This window comes from Pseudomonas sp. NPDC089401, from assembly GCF_044749485.1.
Taxonomy (GTDB): Bacteria; Pseudomonadota; Gammaproteobacteria; order Pseudomonadales; family Pseudomonadaceae; genus Aquipseudomonas.
Genome location: NZ_JBIVIA010000017.1, coordinates 1 through 21,164, shown reverse-complemented (window position 1 = coordinate 21,164; position 21,164 = coordinate 1). Strand labels below are relative to the sequence as shown.

Below are 21,164 nucleotides of genomic sequence, written 5' to 3'. Positions count from 1 at the left end.
CAAGGTGGCAATGCCGTTTCGTCACATCCGCAACGCCGGGTTCAGGGTCAGCCTGCTGACCATCGCCATCACCGCCGCACCGGCCTGGGCCGAGGACGACGCGGTCGAGCGGGTCGAGGTGATCGGCCAGGCGGCGAGCATCGACAAGGCGCTGCGCGAACAGAAGAGCGCCGACAGCATCAAGAGCGTGGTGCATGCCGATGGCGTCGGCCAACTGCCTGACGACAACGCCGCTGAAGCCCTGCAGCGCATCCCCGGCCTGTCGGTGGAGCGCGACCAGGGCGAGGGCCGCTTCGTCAGCGTGCGCGGTATCGCCCCGGACCTCAACAGCGTGACCATCAACGGCACCCTGGTACCTGCCCCGGAAGGCGACCGCCGCGCCGTGGCGCTGGACGTGCTGCCGGCGGAGCTGGTGCAGTCGCTGTCGGTGGTCAAGACCCTGACCCCGGACATGGACGCCAACTCCCTGGGCGGCACCATCGAGGTGGAGAGCCTGTCGGCCTTCGACCACGACGGGCTGTTCTACACCCTGAGCGGCGAGGCCAGCCATGACACCAACGTCAGCCGCAACAGCCCGAAATTCTCCGGCGCGGTCAGCGACCGCTTCAGCCTGGGTGACGGCGTGAACAACTTCGGCGTGGCCGCGGCGTTCAGCTGGCAGAAACGCAAGTTCGGTTCCGACAACGTCGAGACCGGCGGCAAGTGGGACTTCGACGACGGCGCGCGGTTGGAGGAAGTCGAAGCCCGTGACTACCAGATCACCCGTGAGCGCACCGGCCTGGGCCTGAATTTCGACTACCAGCCCGACGATTTCTCCAGCTATTACCTGCGCACCCTCTACAGCAAGTTCAAGGACACCGAGACGCGCAACGCCGAAGGCCTGGAGTTCGCCGACCCACAGGCCAGCGGCCAGCGGGGCGAAGCCGAAGGCTGGCGCGACCTGAAGTCCCGCAAGGACACCCAGGAGATCCAGTCCTACGTGCTCGGCGGCGAACGCATCATCGACCAGTGGACCGTCAGCGCCCAGGCCGGCTACAGCCAGGCCAGCGAAAAAGACCCGGGCGGCATCGCCGGTGCCAAGTTCGTCGCCGATTTTGACGAAGTCGGCTTCGACGGCACGCGCAAACCGCGCCTGAGCGTGGGCAACGACTTCTACGACCCGACCCGTTTCACCCTCGACGAGGTGGAGTGGGAAAAGGTCAGCGGCAAGGACCAGGAAAAGAACATCCGCCTGGACCTGGCCCGCGACTACGACTTTGCCGACGCCGCCCAAGTCAAGTTCGGCGGCAAGGTCAGCCGCCGCGACAAGACCAGCGATACCGAAACCTGGGTCTACGACGACTTCGATGACGTCAGCCTGGCCAACTACCAGGGCGGCAACGTCGACTATGCCCTGGGCAACTTCGGCAACGGCATCAGCGCCAGCGCCATCAAGGGCCTGATCGGCAACCTCGACCGGGCGGCGTTCTACGACGAGGAAGCGTCCCGTATCAACGATTTCGACATGCGCGAGGACATCAACGCCGCCTACCTGATGAACACCGTCGACATTGGCGACCTGCGCCTGATCGCCGGCCTGCGTTACGAAGGCACCGAGTTCAACGCCAAGGGCACGGGCCTGCGCAACGGCGTGTACGAGAGCATCGACAGCAGCAACCGCTATGAGCACTGGCTGCCAGGCCTGCATGCACGCTACCAGCTGAGCTCGGCCACCGCGCTGCGCGCCGCCTGGACCAACACCGTGGTGCGCCCGACCTTCGGCCAGCTGGCGCCGGGGTTCGTCATCGACGACGCCGACGCCTCGTTCGGCAACCCCGAGCTCAAGCCGCTGGAGTCATCCAACCTGGACCTGGGCATCGAGCACTACATGGGCCGTGCCGGTACCGCCTCGGCGTTTTTGTTCTACAAGGACATCGACCACTTCATCTACAGCACCGACCTGGCCGGCACCGGCGACTGGGTCGACTTCGACGAGGCGCTCACCTTTGAAAACGGTGGCGGCGCCCGGCTCTATGGCCTGGAACTGGCCTATTCGCAGAAGTTCGACTGGCTCCCGGCGCCCTGGAATGGCGTGCTGGTGGGCGCCAACCTGACCATGAGCAAGTCCCACGCGACCCTCGAAGGCGTGGGCGGCAAGCGCAGCATCGACCTGCCGAACCAGTCCGACACGGTCGGCAACCTCATGGTCGGCTGGGAAAACGACCGCCTCAACCTGCGCCTGGCAGCCAACTACAAATCCGGCTACCTGCTGGAAGTCGGCGCCCTCGACGACAAGGCCCATGACCAGTACGCCGACGACCAGGTGCATGTGGACTTCAAGGCCGGCTACTTCCTCACCCCCGAGCTGCAGCTGACGTTCGAGGCGCAGAACATCACCGACGAACCCTACTACGTGTACAGCGGCCACCGCCGCTACAACGCCCAGTACGAGGAATACGGCCCGACCTACAAGATCGGCCTGACGCTCACCCATTTCTGATCCACCGCTTCTAGGGATATTGCCTGCTCATGCGTATGTTCACTTTGTCGGTGCTGGGGCTGTGTGTCGCCCTGGCCCATGGCGGCGTCACTGCGGCGCCGAGCCTGACCTTCGATCAGCACATCATCGACGCCCAAGCCAGCCAGTGGCTGGCTGCATCGCCGGCCCTCGCTCAAGCCCAGCGCCTGCAACTGGCCGCCAAGGCCTTGCAGGTGGTCGATGGCCAGGGCCGCGTGCTCGGCGAACTGCCGGGCCGCTTCGAGGGCCTCGATCAGCGTGGCGACAGTGCCGGCGTGTTGGTCACCACCCTCGATAAAAAACGCCAGAAGGCCTTGCTGGCACGCTTCGACGCCAAGATCGGCTGGAGCACGCCGCACTATTTGCCGAAAACCCGTTATGCCATCGAAGGCCTGTGCCTGTACCGCGACAGCGCCGCGAACGATTTCCTGTTCCTGGTTGGCGAGGAGGGCGTTGGCGAACAGTGGCTGGTTGCCGAGCACGGCCAGCCGCTGGCCGAGGCACGCCTGGTACGTGCCCTGAGCCTGCCGCCGCAGAGCGGGTTCTGCCAGGCCGATGACAGCAGCCACAGCCTGTACGTGAACGAAGAAAATGTCGGCCTGTGGCGCTATGAGGCCGCTGCCGAAGCGCCGTTGCTGCGTGAGCCCGTGGACCTGGTGGCACCGTTCGGCAGCCTGGCCAAGGCTGCCGCCGGCATCGCCCTGGTGCCCGGCGGCCTGCTGGCCCTGGACCCGTCCGCGAACGCCTTGCACCTCTATCAGCGCAGTGCCGGGCAGTGGTTGCGCGCCGGCTCCCTTGGCCTGCAAGGGCTGAAAAAGCCCGAGCAGGTCAGCGCTCGCGTGGCGGGCAAGGGCCTGGAGCTGCTGCTGGCCGATGACCGGGGCACCCACCGCGCGAGCCTGGGCTGGGCCCCGCAGTCAGTGAAAGCCGAGCCACCGCTGGTGCAGATCAAGGCGCAGGTGCAAACCGATGGAGTGCCGAGCCTGGGCGATGCCGCAGACGACCCGGCGATCTGGGTCAATGCCCGCCAGCCCGAGCTGAGCCGCGTGTTCGGCACCGACAAGCAGGGCGGGTTGCTGGCCTACGACCTGCACGGCAAGCAGCTGCAGGACTTGCGTGTGGGGCGCCTGAACAATGTCGATGTGCGCGGCGGCTTCCAGCTCGGCGACCGCCAGGTCGACCTGGCCGTGGCCAGCAACCGCGACCGCAACAGCCTGCACCTGTTCGCCATCGACCCGGCCACTGGCGAGCTGAGCGAGATCGGCCAGGTGCCGACTGAACTCAAGGACATCTACGGCCTGTGCCTGTTCAAGGACAGCGATGCGGCCATCCACGCCATCGCCAACGACAAGGACGGCCGGTTCGTCCAGTACCGCCTCGACGGTGGCAGCGGCCAGGCGGCCGGGACCCTGGTGCGCAGTTTCAGCACCGCGACCCAGTCGGAAGGCTGCGTGGCCGATGACCGCAACCAGCGCTTGTTCATCGGCGAGGAGGATGTCGCGGTCTGGGCCCTGGACGCCCGCGCCGAAGGCTCGACCCGGCTGGACAAGGTGATCGGCGTGGGCGGCCCGGTCAAGGACGACATCGAGGGCCTGGCGCTGTACCACGGCAGCGGCGGCGATTACCTGGTGATCTCCAGCCAGGGCAACGACCGCTACGTGGTGCTCGATGGCAAACCACCGTATCGCCTGCGCGGCAGTTTCCAGGTCGGCCTGAACGCGCAGCAGGGCATCGACGGCGCGTCGGAAACCGACGGCCTCGAGGTGGCCTCGGCCAACCTCGGCGGGCCCTGGGCCAAGGGCCTGTTGGTGGTGCAGGACGGGCGCAAGCGGATGCCCGAAGGCAACCAGAACTACAAATACGTGCCCTGGGCGGTGGTGGCCGAGGCGCTGGGCCTGGACTGATCCGCCCGGCCTGTCATCGCGCCGCAACCTGACTGTTCTTGACTGTTAACCGAATCGAAAGGATATCCCCGATGCAAACCCCGACCCCGCTCGAACACACCACCGTCTGGAGCCTGGTCAGCGACGCCAGCTTGGTGGTCCAGGCCGTGATGCTATGCCTGGTCCTGGCCTCGCTGCTCAGCTGGTACCTGATCGTCCAGCGCGGCATCCGCCTGCGCCGCAGCGAAGTGCACGGCAAGGCCTTTCTCAAGCAGTTCCGCGAAAGCGAAGTCGGCCAGCTGTACCAAGGCCTCAAGACGCAACAGCCGCATGCCGACGCCGGCTTGCAGCAGATCTTCGTCGCCGGCTACCAGGCGTTCCAGCAACTGCAGACCGGCCAGCAGCCCGATAGCGTGCTCGAGGGTGTCGAGCGCGGCCTGCTGGTCGCTATCGCGGAGCAGGAAGAGCGCCTGGAGCAGGGCCTGCCATTCCTGGCCACGGTCGGTTCGGTGAGCCCGTACATCGGCCTGTTCGGCACCGTGTGGGGGATCATGAATGCGTTCCTGGGGTTGTCCCAAGTGCAGCAGGCGACCCTGTCCACCGTGGCCCCGGGTATCGCCGAGGCGTTGATCGCCACGGCCATCGGCCTGTTTGCGGCGATCCCGGCGGTGATGGCCTACAACCGCTTCTCGGCGCGCAGCCAGACCTTGATCGGCCGCTATTACGCCTTTGGCAACGAACTGCAAGGCCGCCTGCAGCGGCGGCTGCAAGGCCAGGCCGGCAACCTGGCGGCAGCGGCCTGAGGAGGAATACGCGATGCTCGTCAGACCCGTCCGCAAGCATGGCCTGAAGGCCGAAATGAACGTGGTGCCCTACATCGACGTGATGCTGGTGCTGCTGGTGATCTTCATGGTCACCGCGCCGATGCTGGTGCAAGGCGTGCAGATCGAGCTACCCAAGGTGGCGGCCGAAGCGCTGCCCGCGCCGGGCCAGCAGCGTATCGTCACCTTGTCGGTGAAAGCCGATGGCAGCTACTACTGGAACCTCGGCAGCGAGGTGGACACGCTCAGCCAGACCGACAGCGCCGTGGACACGGCGCAGATGCGCGAGAAGATCGCCGCCGTCGTTGCCCAGGACCCGCAGACCCAGGTTTACCTGCGCGCCGACAAGGGGACCGACTATGCCGCCGTGGTCGCCGGCATCGCCCAATTGCAGCGCGGGGGCGTCAGCCGCCTGGGCCTGATCACCGAGGTGCCTTGACCATGAGCAGCCCGACGTTCAAGACCTCGGCCTGGCGTGACCACGGCACCGCCTTCGGCGTAGCCCTGGCGCTGCATGCGGGGGTGGCCTATCTGTTGATCAACCTGTCGCACACGCCGGAGTTGCCTGCGGCACCAGCACCTGTAATCCAGACACAGCTGGTGCAATTGCCCGCGCCTGTGCCCACGCCCATGGCGGTGCCAGAACCGCCAGCAGCCACCCCGGTGACCGAGAAGCCCGCGCCGCCGACGCCCAAAGTCCCGACGCCAGTTGTCGACGAGGCGGCGCTGGCCCTCAAGCGCGTGCAACAGCAAAAGCGCGAGCAGCAGCGGCAGGAGCAAGCCCGGCAGCAGCGCGAGGAGGCAGAACGTCGCGAACAACAACTGGCCCGGCAGGAGCAGGCGCGCCAGCAACAGGCCCGCGAGGCCCAGGCGCGTGACGCCGTCGCCGCCCAGGCCCGTGCTGCGGCCGAGGCGGCCAGCCGGCAGTACCTGCCGATCGCCAAGGAGGCGCCGGATTACCCGCAGCGGGCGTTGGACCGGAATATCGAAGGTGAGTGCACGGTGGCCTATACCGTGACGCCGGACGGTCGGGTCAGCGACCCGCAGGTGGTCGGCCAGTGCCACCCGTTGTTCGTCAAACCGTCGCTGGCGGCAGCCAAGCGCTTCCGCTACCAGCCACGGGTGGTCGACGGGCAGGCGGTGGCGGTGGCCAATGTGAAGAACACCTTCACCTACAGGATCCGCTGAGGCCTGCCGGCCTCTTCGCGGCTGAAGCCGCTCCCACAGTGGTTTCCACTGTGCCTGAGACATGCACCGTACCGCAGGTTCTGCCCTTGCCAGGCCATGTTCCACGGTACGGAACAACAAACGATTGTGCTCCCGAGCCCCCCGCGCTTTGCTGTGTACCAGCACGACCTGCCTTGACCGTCGTGATCTCAAGCGAACAACAAGAACGGGACCACCCGCGCGAGGAGATTCCCCATGCTGAAACACCAGCACATCCTGGCCTGGCTCAACGATGTGGCCAGCGACCTGCACGCCATCCGCCACGACATCCACGCCCACCCCGAACTCGGTTTCGAAGAAAGCCGCACCTCGGCCCTGGTCGCCACGCTGTTGCGCAAGTGGGGCTACGAGGTACACACCGACATCGGCAAGACCGGTGTGGTCGGCGTATTGCGCAATGGCAGCAGCCCGCGCCGGCTGGGCCTGCGCGCCGACATGGACGCGCTGCCGATCCACGAGGCCACCGGCGCCGCCTACAGCAGCCGCCACCAAGGCTGCATGCACGCCTGTGGCCATGACGGGCACACCACCATGTTGCTGGGCGCGGCGCGCTACCTCGCGGCGACGCGGCAGTTCGACGGCACCCTGACGTTGATCTTCCAACCGGCCGAGGAAGGCCAGGGCGGCGCCGAAGCGATGCTCGCCGACGGGCTGCTGGAGCGCTTCCCGTGCGATGCGCTGTTCGGCATGCACAACATGCCCGGGCTGCCAGCGGGGCAGCTGGGCTTTCGCGAGGGGCCGATGATGGCCTCGCAGGACCTGCTCACGGTGACCCTCGACGGCGTCGGTGGCCACGGCTCGATGCCGCACCTGACGGTCGACCCGCTGGTGGCGGCGGCCAGTGTGGTGATGGCCCTGCAGACCGTGGTGGCGCGCAACATCGATGCCCAGGAGGCGGCGGTGGTGACGGTCGGCGCGCTGCAGGCGGGCGAGGCGGCCAACGTGATCCCGCAGCAGGCGCTGCTGCGCCTGAGCCTGCGCGCGCTGGATGCCCAGGTGCGGGCGCAGACCCTGGAGCGGGTGCAGGCGATCATCGTCAGCCAGGCCCAGAGCTTTGGCTGCACCGCGACCATCGAGCACCGCCCGGCGTACCCGGTGCTGGTCAACCATGCGGCGGAAAATGCCTTTGCCCACCAGGTCGGGGTCGAGCTGCTCGGCGCCGACAAGGTCGACGGCAACACCCGCAAGCTGATGGGCAGCGAGGACTTCGCCTGGATGCTGCAGCGTTGCCCGGGCGCCTACCTGTTCATCGGCAACGGCGAGAAGCGGCCGATGGTGCACAACCCCGCCTATGACTTCAACGACGACATCCTGCTGACCGGCGCTGCCTACTGGGGCGCGCTGACCGAGCGCTGGCTCGAGCCGGCCTGACACGCCTCCTTTTGCTTTCTGCCGCTGGAACCCGGGCGCGGCTGTGCCCGGGTGATCACCTGAACCTTGCTGGTCAACAGATGATGGAGCGTTCCCCATGCAGATTTCCCCAAACAGCGCGTCGCGTACCCGGCAAGTGGTCGCGGCGGTCATCGGCAATGCGCTGGAATGGTATGACTTTATCGTGTATGGCTTCCTGGCGAGCATCATCGCCCGCCAGTTCTTCCCCTCGGGCGACGAGTACGCTTCGCTGCTGATGGCCCTGGCCACCTTTGGCGTGGGCTTCTTCATGCGCCCGGTGGGTGGCGTGCTGCTGGGCATCTACTCCGACCGCAAGGGGCGCAAGGCGGCGATGCAGATGATCATCCGCCTGATGACCCTGTCCATCGCGCTGATCGCCTTCGCCCCCAATTACCTGGCCATCGGCATGGGCGCGCCGCTGCTGATCGTGGTCGCGCGCATGCTGCAGGGCTTTGCCACCGGCGGCGAGTACGCCAGCGCCACGGCCTTCCTGGTGGAGAGTGCGCCGGCCAAGCGCAAGGGGCTGTATGGCTCATGGCAGTTGGTGGGGCAGTGCTTGGCGGTGTTTTCCGGAGCGGCGATGGTCGCGCTGGTGACCCACCTGTGCACGCCCCAGCAACTGGACAGCTGGGGTTGGCGGATCCCGTTCGTGCTCGGCCTGCTGATCGGCCCGGTGGGGCTGTGGATCCGCAAGCACATGGAGGAGCCCGAGGAGTTCCTGGAGGCACGCAGGCAGGCCAAGGGCGAGGCGCCGGGGCTGATGCAGGTGCTGCGTGAGCACCGCCGCAGCCTGCTGGTGTCGATGGGCCTGGCCTGTGGCGCGACGGTGTCGTTCTACGTGGTGCTGGTGAACATGCCGACCTTCGCCCACAAGAACCTCGGCCTGCCGCTGGACCAGGTGCTGCTGGTGCAGATGCTCGCGGTGGGCCTGATGACCATTGTGATCCCGCTTTCCGGCGCGCTATCGGACCGACTCGGCCGGCGCCCGGTGCTGATGGCCTTCACCCTGGCGTTCTTCGTCATGGTCTACCCGCTGTACGTGTGGGTGGCCGCGGCGCCGTCGATCGAGCGCCTGCTGGTGATGCAACTGCTGCTGTGCACGGCCATCGGCGGCTTCTTCGGCCCGGCGCCGACCGCCCTGGCCGAGCAGTTCCCGGTCGAGGTGCGCTCTACCGGGGTGTCGGTGGCCTACAACGTGGCGGTGATGGTGTTCGGCGGCTTCGCTCCGCTGATCGTCACCTGGCTGAGCCAGGCGCTCGGCACCCCGGTGGCGCCGTCGTTCTACGTCTTGTTCGCCTGCCTGCTGACGCTGCTGGGCACCTATTGTCTGAAAGAAGCCCCGCGCGCCGGCAAGGCCGCGGCCTACACCCTTGGAGTGAAACCGTGAACGCGTTAGCCATCGACCCGATCGTCGCCCTCGACGCCGAGGCGCTGTCTCAGGCCATCCATGCCCGCCGGCTGAGCTGCCGCGAGGTGATGCAGGCCTACCTGGGCCATATCGAACGCTGCAACCCGCAGGTCAATGCCCTGGTGTCGCTGCGCGACGGCGAGGCCTTGCTGGCCGAAGCGGACCAGCGCGACCGGGAACTGGCGCGTGGCCAGTCGCGGGGTTGGATGCACGGCATGCCCCAGGCGATCAAGGACCTGGCGGCCACCGCCGGGCTGCGCACCACCTTGGGCTCGCCGTTGTTCGCCGAGAACGTCCCGGCGCACGATGCCATCAGCGTGGCACGGGTGCGGGCCAGCGGGGCGATCATCGTCGGCAAGAGCAACGTGCCGGAGTTCGGCCTGGGCTCGCAGACCTACAACACGCTGTTCGGCACCACCACCAACGCCTACGACCCCACGCGCGTGGCGGGTGGCAGCAGCGGCGGTGCGGCGGCGGCCCTGGCCATGCGCCTGCTACCGGTGGCCGATGGCAGCGACATGATGGGGTCGCTGCGCAACCCGGCGGCGTTCAACAACGTCTATGGCCTGCGCCCGTCCCTGGGGCGCGTGCCCTACGGGCCGACGCCGGAGCTGTTCGTCCAGCAACTGGCCACCGAGGGGCCGATGGGCCGCAGCGTGACCGACGTCGCCCGGCTGCTCACAGTGCAGGCCGGGCATGACCTGCGCGCGCCGCTGTCGATCAACGCGGGCCGGCGGGACTTCGCGGCGGAGCTGGCGCGGGACTTCAAGGGCGTGCGGCTGGGCTGGCTGGGTGACTACGATGGCTACCTGGCGATGGACGACGGGGTGATAGGCTTGTGTGAAGCGGCCCTGGCCGACTTCGCCGAGCTGGGCTGCACCGTCGAGGCCTGTCAGCCGGGCTTCGACCTGGCGCGCCTGTGGCAGTGCTGGCTCACCCATCGCCACTTTCTGGTGCACGGCAACCTGGGCGCGGCCTATGCCGACCCGGCCAAGCGGGCGCTGCTCAAGCCCGAGGCGCAATGGGAGGTGCAGGGTGGCTTGCAGCTGAGTGCAGCGACCGTTTACCAGGCCTCGCTGGACCGCAGCGCCTGGTACCAGGCCCTGGGCAAATTGTTCGAACGTTACGATTTCCTGCTGTTGCCGGCGGCCCAGGTGTTCCCTTTCGACGCAGCCGAGGCGTGGCCGAAGGTGGTGGGCGGGCGGGCGATGGACACCTATCACCGCTGGATGGAGGTGGTGATCGGCGCGACCCTGGCCGGCTTGCCGAGCATGAGCGTGCCGGTCGGTTTCAATGCCGCGGGGCTGCCCATGGGCCTGCAGATCATAGGCCCGAGCCAGGCCGACCACGCCGTGCTGCAACTGGCGTACGCCCATGAACAGTTGACCCGCTGGGTCGAACGGCGCCCGCCGCCGAGCTTGCTGGCAGGGTAGTCGGCCCGTATCTTGCTGCGCATGCTGACCATCCACGTTCAGGCAGGGAGGTCTAACCCATGGGCACTGCAATAGACAGCGGCGGCGTTCGTTCGGTGGAACGGGCGCTGGCCATCGTCGAGCTGCTTGGCGAACACCAGGCGCTGGGGCTGGAAGAGCTGCATTACCTCACGGGGCTGCCCAAGGCCACGGCGTCGCGCATGCTCGCCACCTTGCAGGAACAGGGCTGGGTGTACCGCGGCCTGAGCGACCGGCGCTATCGCCTGTGCGCGCGGCGGCTGTTCGGCGATCGTCAGTTGCGCTTCAAGCGGCAGTTGGTGGAATGCGCGGCGCCATGGCTGCTGGCGCTCAGCGAGCGCACCGGGCTGGTGGCGGACCTGTCGTGTTTCGACGGCGAGCGGCTGGAGGTGATGGAGAGCTCGATTCCCCAGGTGCTGCGCAAGCGCTACCCGAACAACTGCCAGATCGTCGGGCACCATGCCAGCCTGTTCCATTCGGCGATGGGGCGGGCTTGCCTGAAGGAGTTGGCCGAGGAGGAGGTACAGCGCCTGGCGGCCCATGAGCGGGGTGCCGGGGATGAACTGTTGCGGGATCTGGAGGGGGATGCGCAGAAGGGCTTCGGGCAGCGCACCGAGGGGTATTGGGAGTACCCGGTGCGCCTGCCGTTCCTGATCCGCGCGATTGCCTTGCCGGTGCGGGTGCAGGGGCGCCTGGCCGGGAGCATCGCCCTGCATTGGCCGCTGGACCAGGCGCCGGTGGAGCGGGTGTTGAGCCTGCATCTGGACAGCTTGGCGGCGACCGTCGGCGATGTGCAGCGGGCCTTGGTGAACTAGGCCAGCTGTGCCGGCCTCATGACTGAAGCCAAGGCATTGTGCGATCCCTGTGGGAGCGGGTTCACCCGCGAAGGGGCCCTCGAAACCCGCACATCCATTTGCCAGCAAGCGCCACCAGCAGCTATGCCTAAAGTCTGACTTCACCAAAAGGCCAAGGCCCCCATGCTGGTCGTCGAACACCTGCACAAATCCTTCCCTACCGCCCAGGGTCCGCTCCAGGTCCTGCAGGGTGTCGACCTGACCCTGGCCCGTGGTGCCAGCCTGGCGCTGATGGGCGAATCCGGCAGCGGCAAGAGTACCTTGCTGCATCTGCTGGCCGGCCTCGACCGCGCCGACAGCGGGCGCATCCTGATCGATGGCGCGCCCCTCGACAGCCAGGGCGAGACGGCCCTGGCCCGTTGGCGCCGCGAGGGCATCGGCCTGGTGTTCCAGCAGTACAACCTCATCAGCAGCCTCGAGGTGGCCGCCAACCTGGCCTTCCAGGCCCGCCTGGCCGGGCGCCACGATCCGGCCTGGCTGGCTTACCTGGCCGAACGCCTGGGGCTGGCGGCACTGCTTGGGCGTTACCCCGAGCAACTGTCCGGCGGCCAGCAGCAGCGGGTCGCCATTGGCCGGGCGTTGGCCAGCCGGCCCGCGCTGCTGCTGGCCGACGAGCCCACCGGCAGCCTCGACGAGGCCAGCAGCGACCAGGTACTGGAGCTGCTCCTGCAACTGGTCGGCGAGGCCGGCAGCAGCCTGCTGATGGTGACCCACAGCCCGCGCCTGGCCGCGCGCCTGCAACAACGCTGCGTGTTGCAGCAGGGCCGGGTGCAGCGGCCATGAACCCTTTGCCGATCACCTTGCAGGCGCTGACCAGCCACTGGCGCCGTCATCGCCTGCAAGGCATCGCCATCTTCACCGGCCTGTGGCTGGCCACCGCCTTGTGGACCGGGGTGCAGGCCCTCAACGCCCAGGCCCGCAGCGACTATGCCCAGGCCAGCGCGGTGCTGAGCGGCCCGGCACAGGCGCAGTGGCTGGCGCGTGACGGCCAGCGCTTCGGCCAGGCGCTCTACGTGCAACTGCGCAGGCTCGGCTGGCAGTTGACGCCGGTGCTCGAAGGGCGGCTACGGCTGATTGGCGAGCAGGACACCACGGTGCGGCTGATCGGCATTGAACCGCTCAGCTTGCCGGCCGGCATGGCGGTGGCCGGTGCCGACCCGGCCGGCTTCGACCTGGCGGCCTTCATCGGCACGCCAGGGCAGGCTTGGGTCGGGCCGGATACGTTGCGCCAACTGGGGCGCAATGCCCACACGGCAGAGGGGAAGCCATTACCGCCGCTGATGCTCGACGAGCAACTGGCCCCCGGTGTGGTGCTGGTCGATATCGGCCAGGCCCAAGGCTTGCTTGGCGCCCCAGGGCAACTGTCACGGTTGCTGGGCGAAAGCGACCGGGCGCTGCCGGCTGACGTCGCCAGCCAGCTCAAGCGGCAACCGCCTGGCGATAACGCCGACCTGCAACGCCTGACCGAGAGCTTCCACCTCAACCTCACCGCACTGGGCCTGTTGGCCTTCGTGGTCGGGCTGTTCATCGCCCATGCGGCCATCGGCCTGGCCCTGGAGCAGCGCCGCGGGCTGATCCGTACCTTGCGCGCCTGCGGGGTGAGCCTGCGGGTGCTGCTGACGGCACTGGCCCTGGAGCTGGGCGCGTTCGCCCTGGCAGGTGGCATCTGCGGGGTGGCGGTGGGCTATGTGCTGGCCGCGTCCCTGCTGCCTGATTTTGCTTCCAGCCTGCGCGGCCTGTACGGCGCCCAGGTGGCCGGGCAGTTGCACCTGCCGCTGTACTGGTGGCTGGCGGGTATCGGCGTGAGCCTGTTCGGCGCGTTGCTGGCCGGGCTCGACAGCCTGCTGCGCGCCGCACGCCTGCCGCTGCTGGCCCTGGCGCAACCCCAGGCCTGGCGCCTGGCGCAGGTGCCGTGGTTGCAGCGCCAGGCCCTGGCAGGGTTGGCCTTGCTGGTGGTCGCGCTGGGCTGCGGTTACCTCGGCAACGCCTTGCCCAGCGCGTTCGTGATGTTGGCCGCGCTGCTGCTGGGTGCAGCGCTGTTGCTGCCCGGGGCGCTGGCTTTGCTGCTGGCGGGCCTGGCACGCCATTGCCGGCGGCCGCTCTCGCAATGGTTTGTCGCCGACAGCCGACAACAGTTGCCGGCCCTGAGCCTGGCCCTGATGGCGCTGTTGCTGGCCATGGCCGCCAGTGTCGGGGTGGGCGGCATGACCGAGGGCTTTCGGCGCACCTTCGTCGGCTGGCTGGACCAGCGCCTGGCGGCTGACCTTTACCTCACGCCGCATGACAGTGGCCAGGGGCAGCAGATCGCCGCGCAGCTGTCGGGCGACCCCGCAGTGCTTGCGGTACTGCCGAGCTGGCGAGTGGAGTGGCGCCTGCAACAGTGGCCAGTGCAGGTGCAGGGCGTGATCGAGCATGCGTTTTACCGCAGCCACTGGCCGTTGCTGGAGCAAGCGCCGCAGGCCTGGGAGCGCCTGGCCAGCGGGCACGCTGCAATGCTCAGCGAGCAGCTCGCCCGCCGCCTGCAGGTCGGGCTGGGCGATACCGTGCTGCTCCCGGGCGAGCCGCCGCAGGGGATGGTGGTGGTGGGCCTCTACGCCGACTACGGCAATCCCAAAGGGCATGTGCTGGTGAATGCCGACTGGCTACGCGCCCACGCGCCCGCTGCCAGCCTCGCAGGCCTCAGCCTGCTGCTGCAGCCCGGGCAGCTCGCCGCCGTGGAAGCCGGGTTGCGGCAACGTTTCGCCCTGGACGACAACCAACTGGTCGAGCAGGCCAGCCTCAAGGCCTGGTCGAACCAGGTGTTCAGCCGCACCTTCGCCGTCACCGCCGCGCTCAACAGCCTCACCCTCGGCGTGGCCGGCGTGGCTCTGTTCATCAGCCAGCTGACCCTCGGCCAGCGCCGCCTGGGCCAACTGGCGCCATTGTGGGCGCTGGGCGTGCCGCGGCGCCGGCTGGCCTGGTTGAGCCTGGGGCAGACGCTGATGCTCAGTGGGTTCACCGTGACCCTGGCGATTCCGCTGGGCCTGCTGCTGGCGTGGTGCCTGGTGGCGGTGGTGAATGTGCAGGCGTTCGGTTGGCGGCTGCCCTGGCATGTGTTCCCCGGCCAGCTCGTGCAATTGGCCCTGTTGGGTGTACTGACCAGCCTGCTGGCCAGTGCCTGGCCGCTGTGGCAACTGGCACAGCGCCAGCCCAGTGACCTGTTGCGGCAGTTCGCCGATGAAAGTTGAAGCCCTTTGTCTGCTGGCCTGCCTGCTGCTGGCCGGGTGTGATGCGCCTGTGCCGCCGGCCAAGAGCTTCGCCGGGCTTGGCAGCGAGGCGGCGGCGTTCAAGCCGGTCACCCCTGGCGTGCCGCTGGTGTTTCCCCGCGACCATGGTGCCCACGATGGTTATCGCATCGAATGGTGGTACGTCACCGCCAACCTGCAGGATGCCCAGGGGCGCGACTGGGGCGTGCAGTGGACGCTGTTCCGCTCGGCCCTGCGCCCAGGCCCGGAGACCCTGGGCTGGAACAGCCCGAACCTGTGGATGGGCCATGCCGCGCTGACCGGTCCGGGCGGGCACCAGGTCGGCGAACGCTTGGCCCGCGGGGGCATCGGCCAGGCAGGCGTCGAGGCCCAGCCGTTTCGCGCCTGGATCGATGACTGGGCGTTGCAGGGCGACGACATCGATCACCTGCGCATGGCCGCCAATGGCCAGGGGTTTCGCTACGATCTGACGCTGAGCAGCGACAAGCCACTGGTGCTGCAGGGTGTTCAGGGCTACAGCGAGAAATCCGGCAAGGGCCAGGCGTCGTATTACTACAGCCAGCCATTTTATCGGGTCAGCGGCGAGGTCGAGCGGGGTGGGCAGCGCTTCCCGGTCACGGGCCAGGCGTGGCTGGACCGGGAATGGAGCAGCCAGCCGCTGGCAGCCGGGCAAAGTGGCTGGGACTGGTTTTCGCTGCATCTGGCCAATGGCGCCAAGCTGATGCTGTTCCAGGTGCGCGAAGACCAGGGCACGCCTTACCGGGCCGGGACCTGGGTCGATCCCCAGGGGCAGGTGAGGGCATTGCAGGGCGCTGAGGTCGAACTGACACCGCTGGCGTGGACCCGGCAGGATAACGGCAAGCAGTTGCCGACCCGCTGGCGGGTGCAGGTGCCGGCGGTGCAGCTGGATGTGCAAGTCGAGGCGCTGGAGGGCAAGGCCTGGTTGGGGACGCGCTTCCCTTACTGGGAAGGGCCGGTGCGGGTGACTGGCAGCGGGCAGGGGCGGGGGTATCTGGAGATGACGGGGTATTAGTGGGCCTGTAATCCCGAGGCTTCCCCCTTGGCAGGACACACCCGTCCTCAAAGAGACGCTCTCATAAAAGCCGTGTCGAGTGAGTCTGCATTGTAATGTACGAGGAACTGTTGGCCACTTTCATAAGCCGCAAGCTTTCGGTGAGCGAGCATGTAGAAACGCGTGCAATGCTGAGCAATTTCCTCCGTATAGTGTGAAGACACCAATACGCTCGCGCCTTCATCGCAAGCATGCTGGATGCCTAACCAAATGAAGTGCCTGAATTCGGGGTCTACACCCGCGGTGGGTTCATCGAGGATGATGAGGTCACTTCCCATCAGAAGGAGTGTCAATGTGAAGTAGCTGCGGATTTCACCATAGCTGCAGGTTGATGCCCGTTTTTCACCAATGTCGGCGTATCGTTTGGCCAAGGGGGGAGACCAACTGTATAAACGAGCGCGTGACGCCTCAAGCTTCGGCGCTTGCCTGGTGTTGAATAACGTAATCAGTTTTCCGGCTTCATGCATGCGCAACAGCGGAGGTGGCGTGAGCACTTGGCTGAGATAGGCCTGCTGCTGCGCCAGATTGACGATGGTGCCACTTTGTGGCTTTTTGAGTTGGCATATCAAATCGAAAAGTGAAGTTTTACCGGCGCCGTTCATACCCAGCAAGCCCACGGCCTCACCTTGGCTGACATGAAGGTTGACGCTGTCGAATAACGGACGTCCAGGATAGGAAAACGTGAGGTCCGAGAGGGATAGGATGTTCAACTAATATCTGCTCCATACGGGATGTATTCTGAAATATTTCGCGCAAAGATAGAGGCCAATCAGTAAAAGCGTCAGTACGGTTGCGAAGCTGAACAGCAGTGGAAAACGGCCATCGTAGAGCTTTGCGCTGAGGGCTAGAGGGTTGAAGTATGCAACTGAGACAGCCAGCGTTGAGTGCTGAGACGCCCCGGCGTAACCGGAAATCAGCATCCAGAACGAAAGGAGGGAAAAGACAGTGCCCGTGGTGCTGAATTTCAAAGGCAGTGCAACCACGATCAGCCCTAGGCAGGAAAATGCCAGATATCCGGTATAAAAACACGCCGTCAAATGCGCGAATTCAGACAGTTGATAGTTCCCGTAAAGAGGCTTCGTTATTAGATAAAAGGTGCTCGCATAAAGTAGGCTCAAGATCGAATAGCTTAGGGTGTGCGAAAGCAGGAAGGTAATAACAGCATCACGCTGGTAGATGAATGAGCGAACGAAACCACTTTCTCTTCTGCCGACCAGATAGAAGCTGAAGCCAAAGAATGCGAAGCTGGATGACAGGTAGGAGTAGAACCAGGCGGCTGCAGTCCTATAGGAGGCGTCAGGGTTGGAGACGGTATTGTCTGCTACAAGTATGAACATCAGGCAAGGTGCGATGCCGGTCCACAGAAAAGTGGTGGGCTCTCGTAGATGTTCGAGCAGGAAGATTTTCATGATGTTCGTAATGGTCATGAATTTTGATGATAAGGTGTGTGCTGATCGGCTCATGGGAAGGGAACCATGCATTTTAGTCGGGATTCGATTATCTCTTGGAGGAAAGGTGTTGAATAGGTGTTTTCAAGGTTGATTTTGTGCGCATTATTCATGTGCATGAATACATTCGGCGACAAATATTTACAGGAATAGCGTGCATGTTGCGTGTTTAGGTTGTTTAAGTAAAGATAGCCATTCAGGCTGAGGTTTTTTGCTGTGTCTATCAGTCGCCTGGCTGATAATGGCTCGAAAGTGCTGCGTGTCGGCCGGCGTATTGAAGATACTCTGGTGTCGGCGATGAGTTGGTAGGTATCGTAATTGTTACAGTTCAGAAAGTGCCGAAGGTAAGGGTCGATGATGTGTGTCGTTTGAGTGTGGTCATGAGACTGCATGAATCGAAATGTTTGCCATAATTCAATGATCGATTTTTCCAGTGCGATACTCAGATGGTCGCTGTACGCCATTCCTGCGCAGTACTTGACCCTGACGTTTCCTTGCTGGCAGTTACCATAACATAGCAAAACACAGGCTCCTGGAAAGCGACTGTCGGTGAGATCAAGGATTGTCAGCTCCTCTGCCAGTTTTAACTTTCTCAAGAGTGGGAGGCTCCGACTTTGCTGGAGTAGTTGACAAGCTTGATGGAATTCAATCTTTTCCGTGCAACTATTGGTCAGCCAGAAGCGAAGTAGAAACTGTCTTTCGAATGACTCTTTTAAAGCGCCCAGAATTGCCTGCTCGACCGTCAGATGAACACTGCAGCCGCAGGTGTCTCTTGTCGGGTAGATGTCGTTGTCTGCTTCGTTATTTGAGTGGCTAATTGAAATGCAAGCTGTCGGCACACTGCAAGGTGTGAGGTTATCAATTCTGAATGCGCGAGTTAAATCAAATGCATGGCCTGCAATTGCCGGAACTGAGGTTTTAATTGACGTTTGAGAAAAGGCTTTTACGAAAGAATGGCATTCTTCAGGTGATAATGTTTTTTGCAGTGGAGCTGTGTCATCGATTGGCACGTCAAGGTAGAAATGCTTCCGTTCAAAATGCTCCCCCAGTGCCGCAGCATACACGTCCGATGTCCATCCACTGCTTGACCCGTAGGTACGCCAGCGAGAGCCGGACTCCACGCTGTGAGGCATAGGTGTGACTGCATTGGGCCGCAGATGCACAAAGTCTGCAATCCCGGGGTTATGGACTTCGTTGTAATTGTTCATGGCTCAGCCTATCAATTGGATACAGATGGTGAGGAACAAGGCGGGATTAAGATTAAGGCTTTTGGTAACTTGGTGGTCGGTGAACCCTGCCCATGGGCGGCTATCCAGTGATAGCTCTTTGCAGCGTAAATCAGTCAACATGTACATTGATCCTACCTCCATCAGTGCGAGGCGATATCCTCTGTATCTATACTTGAACAGCGCCTTGGGTAAGTACATGCAGTACACAAGCGCGAGTGTGGGCGATCCTATTTGTGTGTTTAAAGGCGTGATGGAACAGGATAGCTTCCGGGCGTCAATCAATGGGCTGTGAGTCTCAAACGTTTTGGATGCTGCCAGCAGGTGCAGTGCATTGGTTTCCCCTGGCCAGCCTTCAATACGATCCCCCACGTTTACGCAGAATACTTCGATTGGGTATATACCCCCGCCACTGGGATAGCCTCGCTTGCTGTCGCTGGTTTTTCGGAGTAAAGGGGCAATAATCTCTTTAACCGTTTCGAACGTCATTGGCCTGGGTTGGAAGTGATCGCACGAATCATTCCTCCGTAAGGGGTGATCGGGCTGCAGTGGGCTGGCGCACAGAAGAGGGCTGATTCGGCCTTCAGGAGGCGGCAAAGGATCGAGTGAAAGTTCAACGCCTGAGAGCTTTTGGAGATCGCTGGCAGGAACGTGATGAAGGGTGCTGAAATGTTGAGTGGTTGAATGTATTACATAATTCCCTTTGGCGTGAAAGCTCAATACGTCATCCAGCAAGCCATTGCTGACAAATCTAAGATATTGATCGTGTGAGACATTCATGATCCACCGCCTATGCATTCACAAAGCGGCCAATGAATACTGCTGTCTTCAGTGAGAGCGCCGTTCTGTAAATTCAGTGTTCGTGAGGTGAGGTTTCGATCCTGAGTGACCCGAAATTTCGGGGCGCGTGTCAGTTTGTCTGCATATTCAGCAATTGACCCCATAATAAGCGTTGCTTGATACTCGTTTAACGGTGCTGTAGGCATATCCATGTTATTGGAGTTACAGAAGGCCCAAATGTTGCTCCAGTTATGATGACTGCCTCTTAAGTTTTCATAATATGAAATTCGATCAAGCGTGCAAAATGCACAGGGATTCCCGATTTCTGGCAAATATGCCTCCGTCAAGTGGAAGGAGTTCCCACTGACAAAACCTATACTGACGGCGCAGCTTGGATTTTTCTTAAGAGTATCATGGTATAAAAATTTGATTGTATGAGGTCGCAGTGTCATGCATGCAAAAATGTACAAGGCAGGGGACGCGGCAAAGGGGGCTTCTACCGGTAACGGGAGGATTTTGAGTCGCCCATATCGCTGCTCCTCCATATGTTTTTTGAGTGAGTTTGGCAAGGGTAAATCTGTAAAAATTGTTGCGCTCTTGAAGTGAGGCAGGCAAGCGGCTTCTCCAATCACCGATAATGATTTGAGAAAATGGGTAGCCGATGTCGGCTGAAGATCTTCTGTGAGGAGAACCGTCTCAAGCTCTTTTTCCGAGAGGTATTGAGCGTTCATGCCCTCAATTCGAGCAAGTGCTCTTGTTATTTTAGGGTCAACTAATCGTGTGAAGCCAACTGATGTGAATAGGACTGGGTCACTCTCAAAGTTGAGAATTTCATAATTATGAACTCTTAGCATTTTCATCAGGTCACCTATTGGCGGGTGCCATCAAGTCATCGAGATGACACCCGCATTCTAGTTAGCGGTCAGCGTGATCCTTTTCAATAGCGTTACCACCGCTACCACCAGACCCGCCACTGCCACCGCTGCACCCGCCGCCGCCGCCGCACCCACCACTTCCACCGCATCCACCAGCGCCACCGGATCCTCCGAAAAACTCCGATTCCATATCGCAGGTGTAGTCAAGCGACAGTTCCATGAGGCTAATGCCATATTGGTTATCCATGTCTCTCTCCTTGTTTGTTACCCCGAGTGCCGGGGTACTTTCAGCAATAGAAGATCAAATATTCAAAGTCAAGGCGGGCTGGCTCGGTTGGTTTTCTGAAAATAACGGGTGGCAGTAGGATATATCCGTCAGATATTGCGAAAATCCCGAAAGAGATCAGTCGTGAGTATGGGCGCTTGTGGGGAGTTATTAGTTTTTATGCGGGAAAAGTTACCTTCCGATGTAGTTCTTTTCTTTTAATAGCTTCTTGGGCTCGTATCTTCGCGGCTGACTAGCCGTGGCTTTCATGTGTGCCATAATGTTTCAGGATGTAAATAGTGTGAGTTGGCACTCGTTTGAGCAGACAGGGAGAGCATATTGCCGAGCGCTGAAGGCTAAAGAGATAAATTCCACACGGACCCGTGGTCGTGTTAGTCCATTTGACTGCTCTGTCGGGTCAGCGGCGAGGTCGATGGAGGGCAAGGCCTGGATGGGGACGCGCTTCCCTTACTGGGAAGGTTCGGTGCGGGTGACTGGCAGCGGGCAGGGGCGGGGGTATCTGGAGATGACGGGGTATTTGTGGGGACTTGTGCTGCGGCTGATGGCCTCTTCGCGGGTAAACCCGCTCCCACAGGGCTCGCGCAATGTTCGGACCAGTGGTGATCCTGTGGGAGCGGGTTTACCCGCGGTACAAACCGGAGACATCGTTTACATTCCAAACCGGGGACATGGTTTACAGGCTAATACGCATGATCAGGA

Annotated in this window: 19 protein-coding genes; 13 read left to right on the top strand and 6 right to left on the bottom strand. The window is 63.3% G+C overall.

All coding sequences use genetic code 11. The features are described from left to right. The first annotated feature begins 10 nt into the window (after positions 1-10). From ACIP21_RS26720 to ACIP21_RS26665, 12 genes are all read left to right on the top strand, one after another. Positions 11-2,479, top strand: coding sequence for a TonB-dependent receptor (locus ACIP21_RS26720; protein ID WP_400694331.1), 2,469 nt, complete (start codon positions 11-13; stop codon positions 2,477-2,479). Between the two features lie 35 nt (positions 2,480-2,514). Beyond that, positions 2,515-4,401, top strand: coding sequence for a phytase (locus ACIP21_RS26715; protein ID WP_400694439.1), 1,887 nt, complete (start codon positions 2,515-2,517; stop codon positions 4,399-4,401). A 71-nt stretch (positions 4,402-4,472) separates the two neighbouring features. Then, positions 4,473-5,183 (top strand): protein TolQ, encoded by a 711-nt coding sequence (tolQ, locus tag ACIP21_RS26710; protein ID WP_400694330.1) that lies wholly within the window; start codon positions 4,473-4,475, stop codon positions 5,181-5,183. Positions 5,184-5,196: 13 nt separating this feature from the next. Next, on the top strand, positions 5,197-5,640 hold the full coding sequence (gene tolR / locus ACIP21_RS26705; RefSeq protein WP_400694328.1) for a protein TolR: 444 nt from the start codon (positions 5,197-5,199) through the stop codon (positions 5,638-5,640). 2 nt (positions 5,641-5,642) lie between these two features. Continuing rightward, positions 5,643-6,389: an energy transducer TonB gene (locus ACIP21_RS26700; protein ID WP_400694326.1), complete on the top strand. Its 747-nt coding sequence runs from the start codon at positions 5,643-5,645 to the stop codon at positions 6,387-6,389. A 234-nt stretch (positions 6,390-6,623) separates the two neighbouring features. Further along, complete coding sequence (locus ACIP21_RS26695; RefSeq protein ID WP_400694325.1) at positions 6,624-7,799, top strand: M20 aminoacylase family protein; 1,176 nt, start codon at positions 6,624-6,626, stop codon at positions 7,797-7,799. Positions 7,800-7,896: 97 nt separating this feature from the next. Beyond that, positions 7,897-9,207, top strand: coding sequence for a citrate-proton symporter (locus tag ACIP21_RS26690; RefSeq protein ID WP_400694324.1), 1,311 nt, complete (start codon positions 7,897-7,899; stop codon positions 9,205-9,207). Beyond that, entirely contained in the window at positions 9,204-10,661 is a 1,458-nt protein-coding gene (locus tag ACIP21_RS26685) for an amidase (RefSeq protein WP_400694322.1), read from the top strand. The genes ACIP21_RS26690 and ACIP21_RS26685 overlap by 4 nt, the downstream gene beginning before the upstream one ends. 59 nt (positions 10,662-10,720) lie before the next feature. Next, complete coding sequence (locus tag ACIP21_RS26680; RefSeq protein ID WP_400694321.1) at positions 10,721-11,494, top strand: IclR family transcriptional regulator; 774 nt, start codon at positions 10,721-10,723, stop codon at positions 11,492-11,494. 162 nt (positions 11,495-11,656) lie between these two features. Continuing rightward, positions 11,657-12,316, top strand: a complete 660-nt coding sequence (locus tag ACIP21_RS26675) for an ABC transporter ATP-binding protein (RefSeq protein ID WP_400694319.1) — start codon at positions 11,657-11,659, stop codon at positions 12,314-12,316. After that, on the top strand, positions 12,313-14,760 hold the full coding sequence (locus tag ACIP21_RS26670; RefSeq protein ID WP_400694317.1) for an ABC transporter permease: 2,448 nt from the start codon (positions 12,313-12,315) through the stop codon (positions 14,758-14,760). Before ACIP21_RS26675 ends, ACIP21_RS26670 begins: the two co-directional genes overlap by 4 nt. After that, entirely contained in the window at positions 14,750-15,811 is a 1,062-nt protein-coding gene (locus ACIP21_RS26665; RefSeq protein WP_400694316.1) for a lipocalin-like domain-containing protein, read from the top strand. Before ACIP21_RS26670 ends, ACIP21_RS26665 begins: the two co-directional genes overlap by 11 nt. 47 nt (positions 15,812-15,858) lie before the next feature. Here ACIP21_RS26665 and ACIP21_RS26660 read toward each other — a convergent pair whose 3' ends face one another. From ACIP21_RS26660 to ACIP21_RS26635, 6 genes are read right to left on the bottom strand one after another with little or no spacing between them, the layout of a single operon-like run. Next, the gene (locus tag ACIP21_RS26660) at positions 15,859-16,560 is read right to left on the bottom strand and encodes an ATP-binding cassette domain-containing protein (RefSeq protein WP_400694315.1); all 702 of its coding nucleotides are present in this window, start codon (positions 16,558-16,560) and stop codon (positions 15,859-15,861) included. After that, positions 16,561-17,313, bottom strand: a complete 753-nt coding sequence (locus ACIP21_RS26655) for a hypothetical protein (RefSeq protein WP_400694313.1) — start codon at positions 17,311-17,313, stop codon at positions 16,561-16,563. Continuing rightward, entirely contained in the window at positions 17,310-18,506 is a 1,197-nt protein-coding gene (locus tag ACIP21_RS26650) for a YcaO-like family protein (RefSeq protein ID WP_400694311.1), read from the bottom strand. Before ACIP21_RS26650 ends, ACIP21_RS26655 begins: the two co-directional genes overlap by 4 nt. 3 nt (positions 18,507-18,509) lie before the next feature. After that, complete coding sequence (locus ACIP21_RS26645) at positions 18,510-19,304, bottom strand: SagB/ThcOx family dehydrogenase (protein ID WP_400694309.1); 795 nt, start codon at positions 19,302-19,304, stop codon at positions 18,510-18,512. Next, the gene (locus tag ACIP21_RS26640) at positions 19,301-20,164 is read right to left on the bottom strand and encodes an McbB family protein (protein ID WP_400694307.1); all 864 of its coding nucleotides are present in this window, start codon (positions 20,162-20,164) and stop codon (positions 19,301-19,303) included. Before ACIP21_RS26640 ends, ACIP21_RS26645 begins: the two co-directional genes overlap by 4 nt. A 55-nt stretch (positions 20,165-20,219) precedes the next feature. Continuing rightward, positions 20,220-20,426 carry a hypothetical protein gene (locus ACIP21_RS26635; protein ID WP_400694306.1) on the bottom strand — a complete coding sequence of 69 codons (207 nt, stop codon included), beginning with the start codon at positions 20,424-20,426 and terminating at the stop codon, positions 20,220-20,222. 286 nt (positions 20,427-20,712) lie between these two features. On the opposite strand from ACIP21_RS26635, the gene ACIP21_RS26630 reads away from it, so the two are divergent. Then, positions 20,713-21,164 (top strand): lipocalin family protein (locus ACIP21_RS26630; protein ID WP_400694304.1); only part of this gene is annotated, 452 nt, incomplete at its 3' end.

Excerpts from the sequence above, each read along its gene's own strand:
- ACIP21_RS26720 (WP_400694331.1), top strand. The coding sequence starts at position 11 with ATGCCGTTTCGTCACATCCGCAACGCCGGGTTCAGGGTCAGCCTGCTG.
- ACIP21_RS26715 (WP_400694439.1), top strand. The coding sequence starts at position 2,515 with ATGTTCACTTTGTCGGTGCTGGGGCTGTGTGTCGCCCTGGCCCATGGC.
- tolQ (WP_400694330.1), top strand. The coding sequence starts at position 4,473 with ATGCAAACCCCGACCCCGCTCGAACACACCACCGTCTGGAGCCTGGTC.
- tolR (WP_400694328.1), top strand. The coding sequence starts at position 5,197 with ATGCTCGTCAGACCCGTCCGCAAGCATGGCCTGAAGGCCGAAATGAAC.
- ACIP21_RS26700 (WP_400694326.1), top strand. The coding sequence starts at position 5,643 with ATGAGCAGCCCGACGTTCAAGACCTCGGCCTGGCGTGACCACGGCACC.
- ACIP21_RS26695 (WP_400694325.1), top strand. The coding sequence starts at position 6,624 with ATGCTGAAACACCAGCACATCCTGGCCTGGCTCAACGATGTGGCCAGC.
- ACIP21_RS26690 (WP_400694324.1), top strand. The coding sequence starts at position 7,897 with ATGCAGATTTCCCCAAACAGCGCGTCGCGTACCCGGCAAGTGGTCGCG.
- ACIP21_RS26680 (WP_400694321.1), top strand. The coding sequence starts at position 10,721 with ATGGGCACTGCAATAGACAGCGGCGGCGTTCGTTCGGTGGAACGGGCG.
- ACIP21_RS26675 (WP_400694319.1), top strand. The coding sequence starts at position 11,657 with ATGCTGGTCGTCGAACACCTGCACAAATCCTTCCCTACCGCCCAGGGT.
- ACIP21_RS26670 (WP_400694317.1), top strand. The coding sequence starts at position 12,313 with ATGAACCCTTTGCCGATCACCTTGCAGGCGCTGACCAGCCACTGGCGC.
- ACIP21_RS26665 (WP_400694316.1), top strand. The coding sequence starts at position 14,750 with ATGAAAGTTGAAGCCCTTTGTCTGCTGGCCTGCCTGCTGCTGGCCGGG.
- ACIP21_RS26655 (WP_400694313.1), bottom strand. The coding sequence starts at position 17,313 with ATGAGCCGATCAGCACACACCTTATCATCAAAATTCATGACCATTACG.
- ACIP21_RS26650 (WP_400694311.1), bottom strand. The coding sequence starts at position 18,506 with ATGAACAATTACAACGAAGTCCATAACCCCGGGATTGCAGACTTTGTG.
- ACIP21_RS26645 (WP_400694309.1), bottom strand. The coding sequence starts at position 19,304 with ATGAATGTCTCACACGATCAATATCTTAGATTTGTCAGCAATGGCTTG.
- ACIP21_RS26640 (WP_400694307.1), bottom strand. The coding sequence starts at position 20,164 with ATGAAAATGCTAAGAGTTCATAATTATGAAATTCTCAACTTTGAGAGT.
- ACIP21_RS26635 (WP_400694306.1), bottom strand. The coding sequence starts at position 20,426 with ATGGATAACCAATATGGCATTAGCCTCATGGAACTGTCGCTTGACTAC.